Genomic DNA, 15,098 nt, shown 5'->3' with positions numbered 1-15,098 from the left:
TATTTTGGAATAAAAATTGTTAAGGTTGAATTATTAACACTCAAACTATGAAAGTTACACATCTATTAGGAATGGGAGCTATTGCTCTGTCGGCTGTTGCCTGTACTACAAACCCGATTACGGGGAGGTCTTCTTTACAGCTGGCCAACAATTCGGAAATTTTAACAATGTCTTCACAGGAATATAGAACGACATTGTCTAAAGGTAAAGTGATTACCGGTACAGCAGATGCAAAGAGAGTGGTAAATGTAGGAAACAGAATTAAAAATGCGGCAGAAAGATATTATCAGAGTATTGGAAGATCAGCAGATCTTGCAAGCTACAGCTGGGAATTTAATCTTTTGCAGAGCAATGAGCTGAACGCCTGGTGTATGCCTGGTGGTAAAGTAGCCGTTTATACCGGAATATTACCGGTAACAAAAGACGATAACGGACTTGCAGTAGTATTGGGACATGAGGTTTCCCACGCGCTGGCAGGCCACGGAAACGAAAGAATTTCTCAGGCAATGGTAGCCCAGTACGGAGGAGCTATCCTGGGAGGAACAATTTCAAACTCACAATGGGCGAGTGTTTTCCAGAAGGTATATCCTATTGGTTCACAGGTCGCTTTATTGAAATACGGAAGAGGTCAGGAGTCCGAGGCTGATGAAATGGGACTTTACCTGATGTCTATGGCAGGATATGATCCAAGAGCAGCAATTCCTTTCTGGAACAGAATGGAAGCCGCATCTACAGGAGCAAGACAACCTGAATTCTTATCTACTCACCCGAATCCGGAAACAAGAATTTCAGATATCAACAAAGATCTTCCAAAAGCTTTGGAATACTATAAGGCTGCAGGAGGAAAAATATAATTAGAATTTTAATCTTGAGTAAGGCCTTATTAAATTTTTAGTAAATTTGGTAAGGCTTTTTTATGTAACCACCTAAACACAATATTATGAAGAGTTTATCAATTACTGGACTTATCCTTTTGGCTGTTTCTGCCTTACTTTTCTATTTAACAACTGATTTTGCCGTAGAGCAAATAAAAATTTCCCACATTATGGGTATAATGGCGGGAATCGGAATAGGGCTTATCATTGGAGGAATGGTAGGATATGTAAGTAAAGGAAGCGCTATCAAAGCGGAACAGAAGAAAAAAGAATTCAAACAGCTGCAAAAAGACAAAGAAGAGCTTGAAAAACAGGCTGCTGACATTGCAAAACGCCAGGCTGAACTTGAAGAACAAAATAAAAACCCTCAAATTTAAATTTGAGGGTTTAAAGTTGTTATTTTCGATAAATCATTAGAATTTATATCCTAAACCTACCATAAACAAGTTAGGTCTGTTATCATATCTGATTTCCGAACCGGAAACTTTGTTGATGAAATTTCTTTCATCTTTACTGAAAGCACCTTCATATCTTGCATTTACAATAAGCTTTTTGATTTCAAGCTGTGCACCAAACTGATACCCTATGGTAAAGTCATTTTTAGCATTTTCCTTGAAATCGTTGTAAGTATTGTCTTTGTTTAAGTTAAAACTTCCTACAGGTCCTACAAAAACTCCCAGCATATTTCCTAAAAGGTTATATCCCAAAAGAACCGGAACATCAATACGGTTGCTTTTTACATCAAAAGTAGTGTTCTCTGTAGTAAACTCATTTTTGAAGTGAGTATAATAGATTTCCGGCATCACAAACAATGAAGTAGGAAGTCCCACTTTTAATGAAAGCCCAACGTTGAAACCTACATTATTTTTACCTGTTCCTGCAATAGCATCATTCACTGTCCCTTTAATATTGGACCATGAAGGTGAGCCTGTTGGAAAAATTAAGTTGGCTTTACCTGCCAGTGAAATCTGTGCAGATGCCCACATTGAAAACCCTAATAACGCTATACTAAGTACCTTTTTCATTATCGTCTATTTTTGTATTTGTCGTTTCAATCGTTTTATTATTCTCAAGTAAATATTCTCTCAGTTCTTTAAACAGTTCTGAAGAATAAACGAAGTCAATCAGATTTTTATTGCCTGCGGTAATCAGGATGTCTTTATTACCTTCCCATTCTTTGATTCCCAGTCTTAGGTATACAATTTTCTCGCCAATCGTCATTACAGAGTTCATATCGTGTGTATTGATGATTGTTGTAGTATTATATTCTTTGGTGATCTCATAAAGAAGATCATCAATGATCTTTGAAGTATATGGATCCAGTCCGGAATTGGGTTCATCACAGAACAAATATTTAGGATTGTTGACAATTGCTCTGGCGATCGCCACCCTTTTCTGCATTCCTCCGGAAATTTCAGAAGGATATTTTCTTTCCGCTTTGTCAAGATGTACTCGTCCTATTACTTCAAAAACCCTTTTCTTTTTTTCTCTGTAGGTAAGATTGGTAAACATATCAAGGGGGAACATGATATTCTCTTCCACAGTTAAGGAATCAAATAATGCACTTCCCTGGAATACCGTTCCGATTTCTGAACGGAGATGTTGTTTTTCATCTCTCGTCATTGTGTTGATGTCTTTTCCGTCAAACAGAATTTCTCCTGAAGAAGGCATATAGACATTCAATAAACTTTTTAAAAAAACGGTTTTACCGGAACCACTCTGCCCAATGATTAAGTTTACCTTTCCTTTATCAAATGAAGTTGAAATTCCTTTCAATACTTCAACATCATCAAAACTTTTCTTAAGATCTTTTACCTCAATCATCAGCTTAATATTAATTGGGTTAAAATTAATTCAGAAATGATAATGAATACCATTGTCCATACCACTGCCTGCGTACTTGCTCTACCTACTTCCAGGGATCCTCCTTTTACATTATATCCGAAATAAGAAGGAACCGTTGCGATGATAAAAGCGAAAACGATCGTTTTGGTAAATGCATAGTAAATAAATAAATTCGGCATATACATTTGAATACCAACAATATAGTCGTTTTCTGTCCAGTTTCCTGTTAATATCCCGGCAATATATCCACCACCAATACCAAATACGATACTGATAGCAATAAGAAGGGGATTAAACAGCATACAGGCGATAATTTTAGGAAATATCAGAAAATTGGGTGAGTTCACTCCCATAATATCCAATGCATCAATCTGTTCGGAAACCCTCATTGTTCCAATACTTGACGCAATATAGGAACCTACCTTACCTGCCAGAATAAGACTGATAATGGTAGGGGCAAATTCCAAAACCAAAACCGCTTTCGTAGCATATCCTACAAATGAAGGCGGAATAGGAAAAGAAGAAGCATCAAAGTTGTTGAACATCTGAATAGCCACTACCGCTCCAACAAATATGGAGGTGAAGATAACAAGTCCGAAAGAATTTACTCCCAAATCATTAATTTCTCTCATGAACAGCTTCCAGAAAACCCTCATTTTCTGAGGCTTCTGCAGGGATTTTCCCAAGAGGATCATGTATTCCCCTACTGCTGTGAAAAACTTTTTTAACATACTGCTAAATTAGACTTTTTTATTTAATTGGGCTAGAGTCAAGAATAAGACCAAAGCTTAGTTTTGTGTTAAAATTATTTCAATATCTATCTTATTTCTTCCCTTATTTTGCATTTTTATCTCCTCCAATGACCAAAAAAACGGTTTTTAAAATAATTACCAGATCGAGTACAAAACTCCAGTTTCTTACATAGAAAGCATCTGCCAGAACTCTTTTTTTCATTTCTACTTCCACATCTCCAAAGTCACCACGCAGTCCATTCGCCTGTGCCAATCCGGTTATACCAGGGCTAACCATACTTCTCAGGCTGTATCTTCCGATTTTGGGTTTGTAATAATTGTCAACAGCCAGCATATGAGGGCGCGGACCTACTACAGACATTTCACCTCTCAATACATTAATAAATTGAGGAAGTTCATCAAGGCTGGTTTTTCTTAAAAATTTACCTACTCTGGTAATTCTGGAATCATTTATTGATGTAGTTTTCGTCGTAGATTCATCATTGACAACCATTGTTCTGAATTTAATACAATTAAAAACATCTTCATGAAAACCATATCTTTTCTGAAGGAAAAAAACTGGACCTTTGGACGTTGTTTTGATCAAAATCGCAATAATCGGGAATACCCATGAGCAGATTACAATCAATATAAAAGCAGAAAAGAAAATATCAAATGTTCTTTTCATCAGGAAATTAGAATAATAATCTAACGGATACCTGGCCTGATTAAGTACCGGCTGGGTCTGTATATATCCAAGGTCATAAAGGAAAAAATCACTTTGTGTAATGCTTGGGATCAATGATATGTGGATCTTATGATCTTCAGCCAGACTGAAAATTTCATTTTTCATGGCCTCATCATAAGAGTTTTCCATAGATAAAAACAGAGTGTGGATTCCGTTTTTTTTCCAGAAAGCTACCAGCTCATTGATCTTCACCTCGGCATTTTCATATTCAAATATTCTGTACCCATAGTCCTTACGGTCTGTAAAGATATTTTTAAGAATTTCTGTGGAATGCCGGTCTCCCAAAAACATGACATTTCTGTAATTCGCTCCAAGAGATCGCAAATACTTGATCGCAAAATACACTAATGATTTCGCCAGGAAGATGGAAATAAATAGGTAAAGCGAAAGCCAGTAAATATCCGAATTGAAAAATACATTCTTACTTACCTTTCCTATTAGCAGCACTCCCAGTATAAAAAAGAGGAAATGAATCAAGAGGCGTTCAAGAAACAGGGTATAGGTGAGGTTCCTCGGAATATTGTATATTTTTGTCCTACCACTCAGTAGTACCCAGAACAAAAACAACAGAACCAAAGAAAAACTATTCTGATACCAGGTTTCTTTATTGTATTTTAAACTTTCGTTTCTGCTTATAAAAAAGAATATGAAGATAGATGCAATAACCATGAGGTCAAGCAACATAATGATCGATTTCAGGTATCTAGAGTATCGAATTCTCTGCATCTATCGGTATTATAGCGGATAAGCCCAGCTAATTTAAGCTTTTTTACGGGATATTCAGATATTTGTGAGTCTGAACTGAAGCCTGCCATTCCGGATGTTCCAGGATGAAATCTGTGATCTTAGGATACATGTCATCTCTTTTGCTCCATTCGCTTTGAAGGTAAAGTTTACAGTTTTCAGAAACTTTTGAGGCCTGTTCCTGAGCAAACGTAAAGTCATGCTGATTGAAAATGATCACTTTAAGTTCATGAGCTTTTTGATAGATTTCTTCCTTAGGCAGTCCTGTTTTTTTTGGAGAAAGGGTAATCCAGTCCAGCTGCCCGCTCATGGGATAGGCTCCTGAAGTTTCGATATGTACGGTACATCCTAATTCTTTCAGTTTGGATGTCAATATATCTAAATTCCACATCAAAGGTTCCCCACCGGTCAACACTATTGTTTTACAGTGTTTAGCTGCAGTTTCTGCAATTTCCTCTGCATTCATCAGGGGATGGAGGTCCGGGTTCCAGCTTTCTTTTACATCACACCAGTGGCATCCTACATCACAACCTCCCAGCCTGATAAAATATGCTGCTTTTCCGGTGTGTGCTCCTTCTCCCTGTAAAGTGTAAAAATGCTCCATTACAGGGAGCATTTTACCTTCTTTTAATAAAATATCTTCTTCTTTATTCATTTTAAAATTAGTCGTTATAGACCGAAGTTTTGTAAGCAATGATGGTGTTTTTCATTAACATCGCTCTTGTCATTGGGCCCACTCCTCCAGGTACCGGAGTAATCCAGCTTGCTTTAGCTGCACAGCTGTCAAAATCTACGTCACCTGCAAGGTAATATCCTTTTGGAGAGTCATTATCTACTCTTGTAATACCCACGTCAACAATTACAGCTCCTTCTTTGATCATATCTCCTTTTAAGAAATGCGGATCTCCCAAAGCGGTAATTACGATGTCTGCCTTTCTTGTATATTCTTCGATGTCTTTCGTGTATGAGTGCGTAAGGGTAACGGTAGAGTTTCCAGGGAAATCTTTTCTTCCCATAAGGATACTCATTGGTCTTCCTACAATTTTACTTCTTCCGATAATTACACAGTCTTTTCCTTTCGTTTCAATATTATATCTTTCCAATAATGTTAAAATTCCGAAAGGAGTAGCAGGTAAGAAAGTATCCATTTCAAGAGCCATTTTCCCGAAGTTTTCAGGGTGGAAACCATCCACATCTTTTCTTGGATCAATAGCGTTAATGATCTTTTCCTGGTCAATCTGATCTGGTAAAGGCAGCTGAACGATAAATCCGTCTACTGCTTTAGATTTATTAAGCTCGTCAATTTTTTCCAACAGTTCAGATTCAGAAACTGTACTTGGAAATTTAATCAAGCTGGATTGAAACCCTACTTCCTCACAGTCTTTCACTTTCGAGTTTACATAGGCCTTGCTAGCTCCATTATTTCCTACAAGAATAGCCACCAAATGGGGAGCTCTTCTTTTACTTGCGAGAATCTTTTCTACTTCAACCTTGATCTCTGCTTTAATTTCCTTGGATACTTTAAGTCCGTCAAGAATTTCTGCCATTTTTACTTTTTTACTTTATAGATTTACTTTTACTTTCTTTTTGCTTACTATTTATTTTCTTTATAGTAATTAATTAATCCATTGGTAGAGCTGTCATGAGAGCTTACTGCTTCATTATTCTCCAGCTCAGGAAGGATTTTATTGGCTAATACTTTTCCTAATTCTACTCCAAACTGGTCAAAACTGAAAATATTCCAGATAACACCCTGAACGAAAATTTTGTGTTCATACAAAGCGATCAGTTGTCCTAGTGAAAAAGGAGTTAATTCTTTGAATAATATAGAGTTAGTAGGTGTGTTTCCATGGAAGACCTTGAAGTTGATCAGTCTGTCTATTTCTTCATCAGATTTTCCTGCATTTCTAAGCTCTTCTTCTACTTCTTCTTCAAGTTTTCCGAAGGCTAGTGCTTCAGTCTGAGCGAAAAAGTTCGCTAATAATTTATCCTGGTGGTCAGAAACATGGTTAGGGCTTTTTGCATAGGCAATAAAGTCTGCCGGAATCAATTCTGTTCCCTGGTGGATCAGTTGGTAGAAAGCATGCTGCCCATTTGTACCAGGCTCTCCCCAGATGATAGGTCCCGTTTCGTATTCTACAAATTCACCATTTCTGTCTACACATTTTCCGTTACTTTCCATATCTCCCTGCTGAAGATAGGCTGCAAATCTGTCCAGATATTGAGAATAAGGTAAGATGGCATACGTTGTAGCAGCATAGAAATTACGGTACCAGATTCCCAGAAGTCCCATTAATACAGGAACATTTTCAGAGAATTCTGCCGTTTGGAAATGCTGATCTGTATCATAAGCACCTTTTAAAAGCTGTTCAAAGTTTTCATATCCTACAGAAAGTACAATACTTAATCCGATAGCACTCCACAGAGAATATCTTCCGCCTACCCAGTCCCAGAACTCAAAAATATTTTCCTCTGCGATTCCGAACTTCTTAACTTCTTCAATATTAGTAGATAAAGCAACAAAATGCTTCGCTACATCTTCCTGTTTTCCTGCCTTCAGGAACCAGTCTTTTGCTGAATTGGCATTCGTCATTGTTTCCTGAGTGGTAAACGTCTTGGAAGCAATGATGAATAAAGTAGTTTCAGGATTTAAATCTTTTACTACTTCTGCAATATGATTTCCGTCCACGTTGGAAACAAAGTGAGCGTTTAATCTTGTTTTAAAATGCTTTAAAGCTGAACAAACCATCACAGGACCCAAATCTGATCCTCCAATCCCGATGTTGACTACATCTGTGATCTCTTTTCCGCTGAAACCTTTATGTTCTCCCGAAATAATTTTTTCAGAAAAAGATTTCATATGCTCAAGAACTCTCTTGATCTGCGGTTTGATATTTTCTCCATCTACAATAATTTCACGATCAGAGAAGTCTCTTAATGCTGTATGCAGCACAGCTCTTCCTTCTGTTTCATTGATTTTATCTCCTGAAAACATTTTGGAAATAGCATCTTTTAACTGGCTTTCTTCAGCCAATTGCAATAAAAGATCTTTTGTTCTGGAATCAATCAGGTTTTTAGAATAATCAAAAAGGTAGTTGTCCTTTTGTAGAGAAAATTCATTAAAACGGTTCGGGTTATACTGGAAAAGAGTTCTAAGATCAAAGTCATTTCCACCGAAGTGTTCGTCAAGTGCTTTCCAGCTGCTAGTTTGTGTTGGATTTATTTTTGATAGCATATTACAGAATTTTTATCGTTCAGAAGATCATATATCGGATAAGAATAGGTCATAATCCATAATGATTTATTTCTGATTTGCAAATTTACGGAAAAATAAAACCTCTGATAAATTTGAAGACGATAAATAACATTTTTTTAAAAAACACAACCTCAGAACAGGTCTGAGGTTGTATAAAAAGTGTTTTTGGGATGGCTCTTAGGATATTATTCATCCATTTCATTCAGAATGTTTTCCAATTGGTTTGCGCTTCCTCCATAGATGTATTTTGTCCATAGAACAATGCTGGTTATAAACCCTAATGTTCCGATCAGTACTGCAATGATTAATCCCTGTTGATGAGAAGCAGAAAGCTCTGGTAAAGACTTTCCCTGCTCTTTCATCGTATTGTAGATAACCAGTCCAATAGTAATAAGTAAATGAGGAAGTAATAAAAATCCGAAAGATTGGTATCGTTCCATATTCAGGCGAAGCTCATGGTATATTTTCCAAAGGCTGTTTTTGGTATTTCCAGTATAAAGTTCTGTCTGTTTGTAAAATTTATAAAACCCAAACAGATAATATGAAGATATTACGACCATCACTGTATAGGAAACATAATAAATAATATATTGTGAAGACGGAAATTTAAACTGAAGAGGAAAAAAAGCCATCAGAATAATTGCAAGAATCTGCATAGGAAATTCCTTTTTCATATTTTTCTGAATCTTTTCTATAGGGTGCTTGCTCTCCTTTAATTGCTGTATTGTATCAGGGATATGGACATCACTGTCCTCTTTATTCCACTGTTCTTTTAATTGATCAAAATTCATAGCCTGATTTTTTTATGATTTGCTGTATTTTTTCTTTTGTTCTGTTGAGTTTTACTCGCGCATTGCCTTCAGTGAGCCCTAGATTGTTCCCGATTTCTTTGTGTGACATCCCTTCCATGAAATAAAATATGACAGCTTTTTCCAGAGAGTTCAGCTCCTGAACGGCACTGTAGAAAATTTCCAGCTGTCTGTCCTTTGCAGGGTTGTAATCCTCCTGCTGTACTTCAAAATGGGAAGGCACATTTGTATGATTAGTAGATCTTTGCTTTTCCTTTTTTAAATAGGTAATGGCTGTATTAATTGCGACCCTGTACATCCACGTGGAGAACTCGCTGTTTCCTTTGAAGTTCTGATAAGATTTCCAAAGCTGGATAAGAATTTCCTGCTGAAGGTCTTCCCGATCCTCTACAGAATCTGCATAGATCCGCGAGGCTTTGTACAAGATGCCTTTGTGCTGGTTGACGAGTTTTAAAAAAGCGGTTTCAGTTGGATTGCTCACAATCGGTTCATGGTTTGGTTATGGTTATAAGCTTGATACTGGTTTCACCGTGTAGCCTTTTGCCCGCAGGAGAGGAATGATTCCGTTTTCACCCATAAGATGAGATCCTCCGACAGCAAATAACGAGCTTTCTTTTTTCATCATGTCCGGCATTATTTTTACCCAGTTTAGATTTCTATTGGTAAGCATTGCCTTTTCCTGTTGAGCATTCATGAATCTTTCATCCTTGAAAAGACTGTAAAGTGACTGCACATTTTCATTTTTAAAAGCTTCAATCATCTGACTGAATAATAGTTGATATTCTTTGTCCATTTTAAGCTGGGTAATGATACTCTTCAGATCATACGCTTTATTGATCGATTGCATCTGATCCTCTACTTTTTCCAGCCCTTTGATTCCTTTTTTATCTTTTATTGCCTTCTGAAGAAGCTCCATTTCGTAAAGTTTAACTTCGGTCCGGGGGCATGGAATGGCTTTGGTGGAAAGCAAGGCATAAAGTGCCTGAGGACTTGATGAGTCAATGCTTTTCAGATCTGTTCCATAATTGGCAAGAATGGTATTCAGTTCCTTAGCTTCTTCGGGAGAAAGCTGGTCTGATATTTTTTTATCTGCTTTAAACATTTTCTGTAATGACATCATTTCAGCAGGATCAGTATAGTTGATTTCCATGACAAAGTTTTCAGAGTTTTCAAGAGCTTTCAGAACTTTAGGTTTGATCTCAAAATCTTTACTGCATAAGATATGAAAAGTCCCGGTAATATAAGAAGGCTTAGAAAGACCGTTTCCGGAAACTTCCCATAGGAGACTGTTTTCTGTGTTGCTGTTTTTATTTTGTGCATTGGCTGTTATGAAATTCAATGACAATAATGCTGCGAATCCAAGTTTGATTAAATTTTTCATAATATTAATTTTTTAATTTTCTGTTCTTTTAAACAGTAGGTAAGGCATGTGTTATAATCGTTACAGTTTTTTTTCAAAAAAATAAAAACCTCCTGAAAACAGGAGGTAGTAAAATCTAAAATTATGATGATAACCAATTGGTTAGGATAGTTTTTTTATTCCTGGATCTTTGGCTGGCCAGGTTTTGAAGTTTTTCTTTTTCTTAAAAAATAGAGAATTGCAGCAGCAATTAATAGAAGAGGCCATACATTGATCAGAGCCACTATGATTCTCTGAATCAGATAGAAGCCGTACACGAAGCCATCTTTTGCGTCATAGATGAAATTATATTTATATTTATTGTCAATGCTGGTCGTGTTGGTAACGGCGATTTCTGCAATACGTAATTGTGGTTCTTTAATGTAGATATCAATAGTGCTGTATTTCAGATCGTCCGTCATATTCATACTCTGCAGTTGTTGAAGATTTCCTTCAGACATATTTTCGTCATCGAGCGTTACCTTATCTTTATTTGTTTTTAGTTTGCTGATATTTTCCGAAGTCTTTTGATTTCTTTTCCCTTCCAGTTCAGAATATTTGATGTTAGCCGTTACATCTTCTGCATTGATAGATCTGGAATTAAGAAATAACTTGTTTGTATTGATTGCTGTTAAAAGTTCCCCGAGTTTTTCCGCTGGAATACGAACCTGCATTCTATTTTCTGTCTGATATTTTTTAATCAGCATAGCCTCTTCATTGGATGTGTTGTAAGTGTTTTCAGAAACCACATTGCTTTGCAGATTACTGTTGGTAACAAAACCACCCAGTTCCTGTACAGATTTTTCAATAGCAACCGTTGCATTATACACATCTTTTACTTCCATATTCACATCGGCAGTCTTGATGAACTGTTTGTCTTTTACTTTCATATCCGCAACAGATGAGATACTGTCTGATACAATAGCAGCAGTTGAATCTGTAGTAGCATAGGCTTCAAGATCTGCAGAAGAAACTTCTCCTTTTTTACATGAATAAATTCCTAGTAAAAGAACAGCTGATAGAGATAATTGAATGTAAGTAGTTTTCATAGCGCTTATTTTTATTGTTTTCCTGAAGTCAAAGTTCAGCCAGGATCTTTTGTAACGCTTGAAAATCAAAAGTAAAAAGCTTGTAAACAAAATTTTCAGTTATAATGAATTGAAATTTAGTGTTTTGTAAAATAAACATGGGCTTTAGCCATTGCTTTCGGAGCAGTTTTTGCTTATCTTTTACAAACCAAAACAACAATCTGTCACTATGTCAAATACTTTTTCCAAAATCAGAAACGCAATAGAATTATTTAGATCCATAGATTTCGATCAATTGAGCAGCATTTCTCAAAAGGTAGATCTGCCAAAACTGATGCAAAATTTTTCAAAACTGGATGATAAACAGCTTTCCGGGCTTATGAAAATGCTTGATCCCGAAAAGAAAAAGAAAGAATTACCACCTATTGATGGAGACTTTTATGATATCTACCATACGTTGACTCCTGAACAGCGTGAAATTCAGCTGAAAGTAAGAGCTTTCATGGAAAAGGAAGTAAAACCTCTGGTGAACCACTATTGGCTCAGAGATGAATTTCCTTTTGAGCTGATCCCGAAATTCCAAAAACTTGATATTTGTGGTGTTACTTATGAAGGGTACGGCTGTCCGGGAATGCCTTTCCTGATGGAAGGTGTTATTGCGATGGAAATGGCAAGGGTAGATGCTTCCATTGCCACATTTTTCGGGGTACAATCCGGGCTGGCAATGGGTTCTATTTATATCTGCGGCTCTGAAGAACAGAAGCAGAAATGGCTTCCGCAGATGCAGAAATTTGAAAAAATTGGAGCCTTTGGGCTAACGGAGCCGGAAGTTGGATCAGGAGCAGCGGGCGGACTTACAGTAACCTGTAAAAAAACACCGGAAGGCTGGGTTCTTAATGGTCAGAAAAAATGGATCGGGAATGCTACTTTCGCTGATCTGATTATTATCTGGGCAAGAGACCTGGATAGCGGAGAGGTGAAAGGATTTATTGTGGAAAAAGATAATCCGGGATATTCCGTAGAAAAAATTAAGGGAAAAATGGCTTTAAGGATTGTCCAGAACGGATTGATTACCCTAAAAGACTGTCTTGTTACCGAAGAAAGCCGTTTACAGAATGCCAATTCCTTTAAAGATACCGGCAAAGTACTGAGAATGACAAGAGCAGGTGTCGCATGGATGGCCACAGGCTGTGCACGCGGAGCATATGAAAGTGCTTTGGATTATACCCGAAAAAGAGAACAGTTTGGAAGGCCTATTGCTTCATTTCAAATGATTCAGGGACATCTGGTAGAAATGTTATCTAATCTTACTGCCATGCAGACCATGGTTTTCAGACTGTCTGAAATGCAGGATGAAGGAATTTTAAAAGATGAACATGCTTCGTTAGCCAAAGTTTTCTGTACCCTCAGAACAAGAGATATTGTTTCAAGAGCAAGAGAAGTAATGGGAGGAAACGGAATTCTGCTGGAGTATGATGTAGCCAGATTTGTTGCCGATGCAGAAGCTATTTATTCTTATGAAGGAACAAAAGAAATCAACTCGCTCATCGTAGGACGATCGATCACAGGATTCAGTGCTTTTGTATAGGTAACAGGTAGCAGATGGCAGGTAATAGGTTGTAGGTGCTGCAACCTGCAACCTATCATCTGCCCCCTTATGAAACTAAATGTTTGTATTTTTCCTTGTTGTCAATAATCATCCAGATATTGATCAGAAACATTACCCCGGCAATACCCATTCCCATAGGAGATTTATCCATTGTGAAAACATGCGTGACAATGCCTACCATGACAGGTAAAATAACAATGGCACCTAACGCTCTTGTTTTTGGGAAAATAAATAATAATCCGCCAATAACTTCTACGATGCCTACTAATGGCATCAGCCAGCTGATTTCTCCAAATGCAGCGAAAAGTTTCATTTGTTCAGGAGTAGGTTTCTCCGTGGGCATATAATTAAAAAACTTGTTTAATCCGGCATTAATAAACATAAGCCCGAAAAGTAAACATAAAATGAATTTTATTGTTTTCATGTTTGATGATTTTACATCAAATGTAAAATAAAAATAGGATTCGTTGATTGTATTTTTATAAAAAATACACAATTAATGTTAATGATAGGTTAATGTTGTATTTTGGATAATTTCATTGTTTATATTTGAAATTCAAACTAAACTAATACTATTATGTTGAAAAATCTTAAAAAGTTAAACCGTACGAATTTGAGAGAAATCCACGGAGGAATTGATAAATGTGATATCGGGCCAATAGACTGCCCATGTAAAATTCCGCCTGGTCATCCTTGTATCGGAGGTGGTGGAGGAACTCCGGAACCGGATAAAGGATACTGCCCGGATAGTCAGACTTACATCCTGTGCACAGACACTTGTCCAAACGGAATGAGTCCTTGGTGCGCTGCTTAATAACAAAAAAAGACTGTTTCGAAAAAGGCAGTCTTTTTTATTTAAAGTTAGGAATATGTCAATTATTACTTATTACCTATTACTCATTACTTATAATTAGTCCATTTCCTTCAAAGTAATATTCTTGGAGATTTTATAGCTTTTTTTCTTCTTATGAGGTTTAGGTTCTTCTCCAAGCAACCTTCCCCAAGGTTTTAAGTCGTCCACTCTTTCACAGATAATTTTTATAATAGCAATTGCCGGTATACACAGGAACATTCCTGCAATTCCCCAAAGGTGTTCTCCTAAAAGAATACCAATAAAAGAAAATAAGGCGTTGATCTTAACTTTAGAGCCTACCACAAATGGCAGAACAATATTTCCGTCCACAGCATGAATGGCAATATACCCCAAAGCAACATAAATACACGTTGAAGGTGTAGAAGTAGCAAATGCTATAAAACATGAAATCAGAAGGGAAATAAAAATTCCCAGATACGGAATGACATTTAATAATCCTGTCAGAACTCCCAGAAGAATGGCATATTTTACTCCCAGAATGGTAAGAAGAATGGAGGTGAGAATAGATACAATAATTACCTGAAGAAAAAGTCCGAAGATATATTTCTTGGTCATGATTCTGATCTCATTCACAGCTTCCTGTACACTCGCTTTATGTCTTTCATTGAAAACCGTAACAATAAAGTTATTTAAAAGTCTTCTGTAATTTAAAATAAAGATAAAAAACAGGGTGAAAAATATAATAAATCCAAATCCGGTCGAAAAGATCCCAAAGGTAAATCCTAAAATTACTCCTGAGGAAGATAGTAGTTTAGTCAATCCCTGGTTAATATAGTCTACCTGTTCATCCACTTTTACATTAAATGTTTTGGAAACCCAATGCTGAAGGCTGTTAAAAACAGTGGTAAACTGTTCCTTGAGGTGTGGCAGATCTTTACTGAAGTCGGACAACTGATTGGTAAAGAAGTAAATAATACCACTTAGAATCATCAGCATAATGAATACCGAGGTCATGGTAGACATAGATCTTGGAAATCTTAACTTTTTTTCCATAAAAGTGGCTGCAGGCAAAAACAGCATTGCCATAAGGAATGCCAGGAAAAATGGAGCTAAAATACTCTGCCCCAGTGCCAGAAGATAGCCAAGTCCAATGATGGAAACCACCACGAGTGTAAGCTTGACAAGGAAAGGAAGTCTAAGAAAATTCATAATCTAAAAATATGCAGTGTGGAATAAAAAT

At 36.8% G+C, this 15,098-nt stretch carries 17 protein-coding genes; 4 read left to right on the top strand and 13 right to left on the bottom strand.

The window, feature by feature from the left end:
• The first annotated feature begins 47 nt into the window (after positions 1-47).
• Both FB551_RS21545 and FB551_RS21540 read left to right on the top strand, forming a co-directional pair.
• Positions 48-854 (top strand): M48 family metallopeptidase, encoded by an 807-nt coding sequence (locus FB551_RS21545; protein WP_142018878.1) that lies wholly within the window; start codon positions 48-50, stop codon positions 852-854.
• An 86-nt stretch (positions 855-940) separates the two neighbouring features.
• A complete protein-coding gene (locus tag FB551_RS21540) occupies positions 941-1,252 on the top strand; it encodes a hypothetical protein (protein ID WP_047428829.1) in 312 nt (103 codons plus the stop codon).
• A 36-nt stretch (positions 1,253-1,288) separates the two neighbouring features.
• Here FB551_RS21540 and FB551_RS21535 read toward each other — a convergent pair whose 3' ends face one another.
• The 11 genes from FB551_RS21535 to FB551_RS21485 all read right to left on the bottom strand — a co-directional run bounded on the left by FB551_RS21535 (position 1,289) and on the right by FB551_RS21485 (position 11,456).
• Positions 1,289-1,900 carry an outer membrane beta-barrel protein gene (locus tag FB551_RS21535; RefSeq protein ID WP_142018877.1) on the bottom strand — a complete coding sequence of 204 codons (612 nt, stop codon included), beginning with the start codon at positions 1,898-1,900 and terminating at the stop codon, positions 1,289-1,291.
• Positions 1,884-2,699, bottom strand: coding sequence for an ABC transporter ATP-binding protein (locus FB551_RS21530; RefSeq protein WP_047428831.1), 816 nt, complete (start codon positions 2,697-2,699; stop codon positions 1,884-1,886). Before FB551_RS21530 ends, FB551_RS21535 begins: the two co-directional genes overlap by 17 nt.
• Positions 2,699-3,451 carry an MlaE family ABC transporter permease gene (locus FB551_RS21525; protein WP_047381748.1) on the bottom strand — a complete coding sequence of 251 codons (753 nt, stop codon included), beginning with the start codon at positions 3,449-3,451 and terminating at the stop codon, positions 2,699-2,701. Before FB551_RS21525 ends, FB551_RS21530 begins: the two co-directional genes overlap by 1 nt.
• Positions 3,452-3,554: 103 nt before the next feature.
• Entirely contained in the window at positions 3,555-4,925 is a 1,371-nt protein-coding gene (locus tag FB551_RS21520; protein WP_047428832.1) for an exopolysaccharide biosynthesis polyprenyl glycosylphosphotransferase, read from the bottom strand.
• A 43-nt stretch (positions 4,926-4,968) separates the two neighbouring features.
• On the bottom strand, positions 4,969-5,598 hold the full coding sequence (locus FB551_RS21515; RefSeq protein ID WP_047428835.1) for a 7-carboxy-7-deazaguanine synthase QueE: 630 nt from the start codon (positions 5,596-5,598) through the stop codon (positions 4,969-4,971).
• 7 nt (positions 5,599-5,605) lie between these two features.
• Positions 5,606-6,490, bottom strand: coding sequence for a bifunctional 5,10-methylenetetrahydrofolate dehydrogenase/5,10-methenyltetrahydrofolate cyclohydrolase (locus FB551_RS21510; RefSeq protein WP_034692667.1), 885 nt, complete (start codon positions 6,488-6,490; stop codon positions 5,606-5,608).
• A 47-nt stretch (positions 6,491-6,537) separates the two neighbouring features.
• Positions 6,538-8,178 carry a glucose-6-phosphate isomerase gene (pgi, locus tag FB551_RS21505; RefSeq protein ID WP_047428838.1) on the bottom strand — a complete coding sequence of 547 codons (1,641 nt, stop codon included), beginning with the start codon at positions 8,176-8,178 and terminating at the stop codon, positions 6,538-6,540.
• A 206-nt stretch (positions 8,179-8,384) separates the two neighbouring features.
• Entirely contained in the window at positions 8,385-8,990 is a 606-nt protein-coding gene (locus FB551_RS21500; RefSeq protein ID WP_142018876.1) for a hypothetical protein, read from the bottom strand.
• Positions 8,980-9,489, bottom strand: a complete 510-nt coding sequence (locus FB551_RS21495; RefSeq protein WP_142018875.1) for an RNA polymerase sigma factor — start codon at positions 9,487-9,489, stop codon at positions 8,980-8,982. The genes FB551_RS21500 and FB551_RS21495 overlap by 11 nt, the downstream gene beginning before the upstream one ends.
• Positions 9,490-9,513: 24 nt before the next feature.
• A complete protein-coding gene (locus FB551_RS21490) occupies positions 9,514-10,389 on the bottom strand; it encodes a TraB/GumN family protein (protein WP_142018874.1) in 876 nt (291 codons plus the stop codon).
• Positions 10,390-10,544: 155 nt separating this feature from the next.
• Positions 10,545-11,456, bottom strand: a complete 912-nt coding sequence (locus FB551_RS21485; RefSeq protein WP_142018873.1) for a DUF4349 domain-containing protein — start codon at positions 11,454-11,456, stop codon at positions 10,545-10,547.
• A gap of 208 nt (positions 11,457-11,664) precedes the next feature.
• Between FB551_RS21485 and FB551_RS21480 the strand changes: the two genes are divergently transcribed.
• Positions 11,665-13,023 carry an acyl-CoA dehydrogenase family protein gene (locus FB551_RS21480; protein ID WP_142018872.1) on the top strand — a complete coding sequence of 453 codons (1,359 nt, stop codon included), beginning with the start codon at positions 11,665-11,667 and terminating at the stop codon, positions 13,021-13,023.
• 67 nt (positions 13,024-13,090) lie between these two features.
• Here FB551_RS21480 and FB551_RS21475 read toward each other — a convergent pair whose 3' ends face one another.
• Complete coding sequence (locus FB551_RS21475; protein WP_142018871.1) at positions 13,091-13,468, bottom strand: DoxX family protein; 378 nt, start codon at positions 13,466-13,468, stop codon at positions 13,091-13,093.
• A 153-nt stretch (positions 13,469-13,621) separates the two neighbouring features.
• Between FB551_RS21475 and FB551_RS21470 the strand changes: the two genes are divergently transcribed.
• On the top strand, positions 13,622-13,858 hold the full coding sequence (locus FB551_RS21470; RefSeq protein ID WP_047428849.1) for a bacteriocin-like protein: 237 nt from the start codon (positions 13,622-13,624) through the stop codon (positions 13,856-13,858).
• A gap of 96 nt (positions 13,859-13,954) precedes the next feature.
• Here the strand turns inward: FB551_RS21470 and FB551_RS21465 are convergent, their stop codons facing one another.
• Positions 13,955-15,067: an AI-2E family transporter gene (locus FB551_RS21465; protein ID WP_047428851.1), complete on the bottom strand. Its 1,113-nt coding sequence runs from the start codon at positions 15,065-15,067 to the stop codon at positions 13,955-13,957.
• Positions 15,068-15,098 lie beyond the last annotated feature (31 nt).

The organism is Chryseobacterium aquifrigidense (assembly GCF_006716485.1).
In the GTDB taxonomy this organism is placed as follows: Bacteria; Bacteroidota; Bacteroidia; order Flavobacteriales; family Weeksellaceae; genus Chryseobacterium; species Chryseobacterium vietnamense.
Note: the sequence above shows the minus strand (reverse complement) of the source record. Positions and strands in the feature narration are given on the sequence as shown.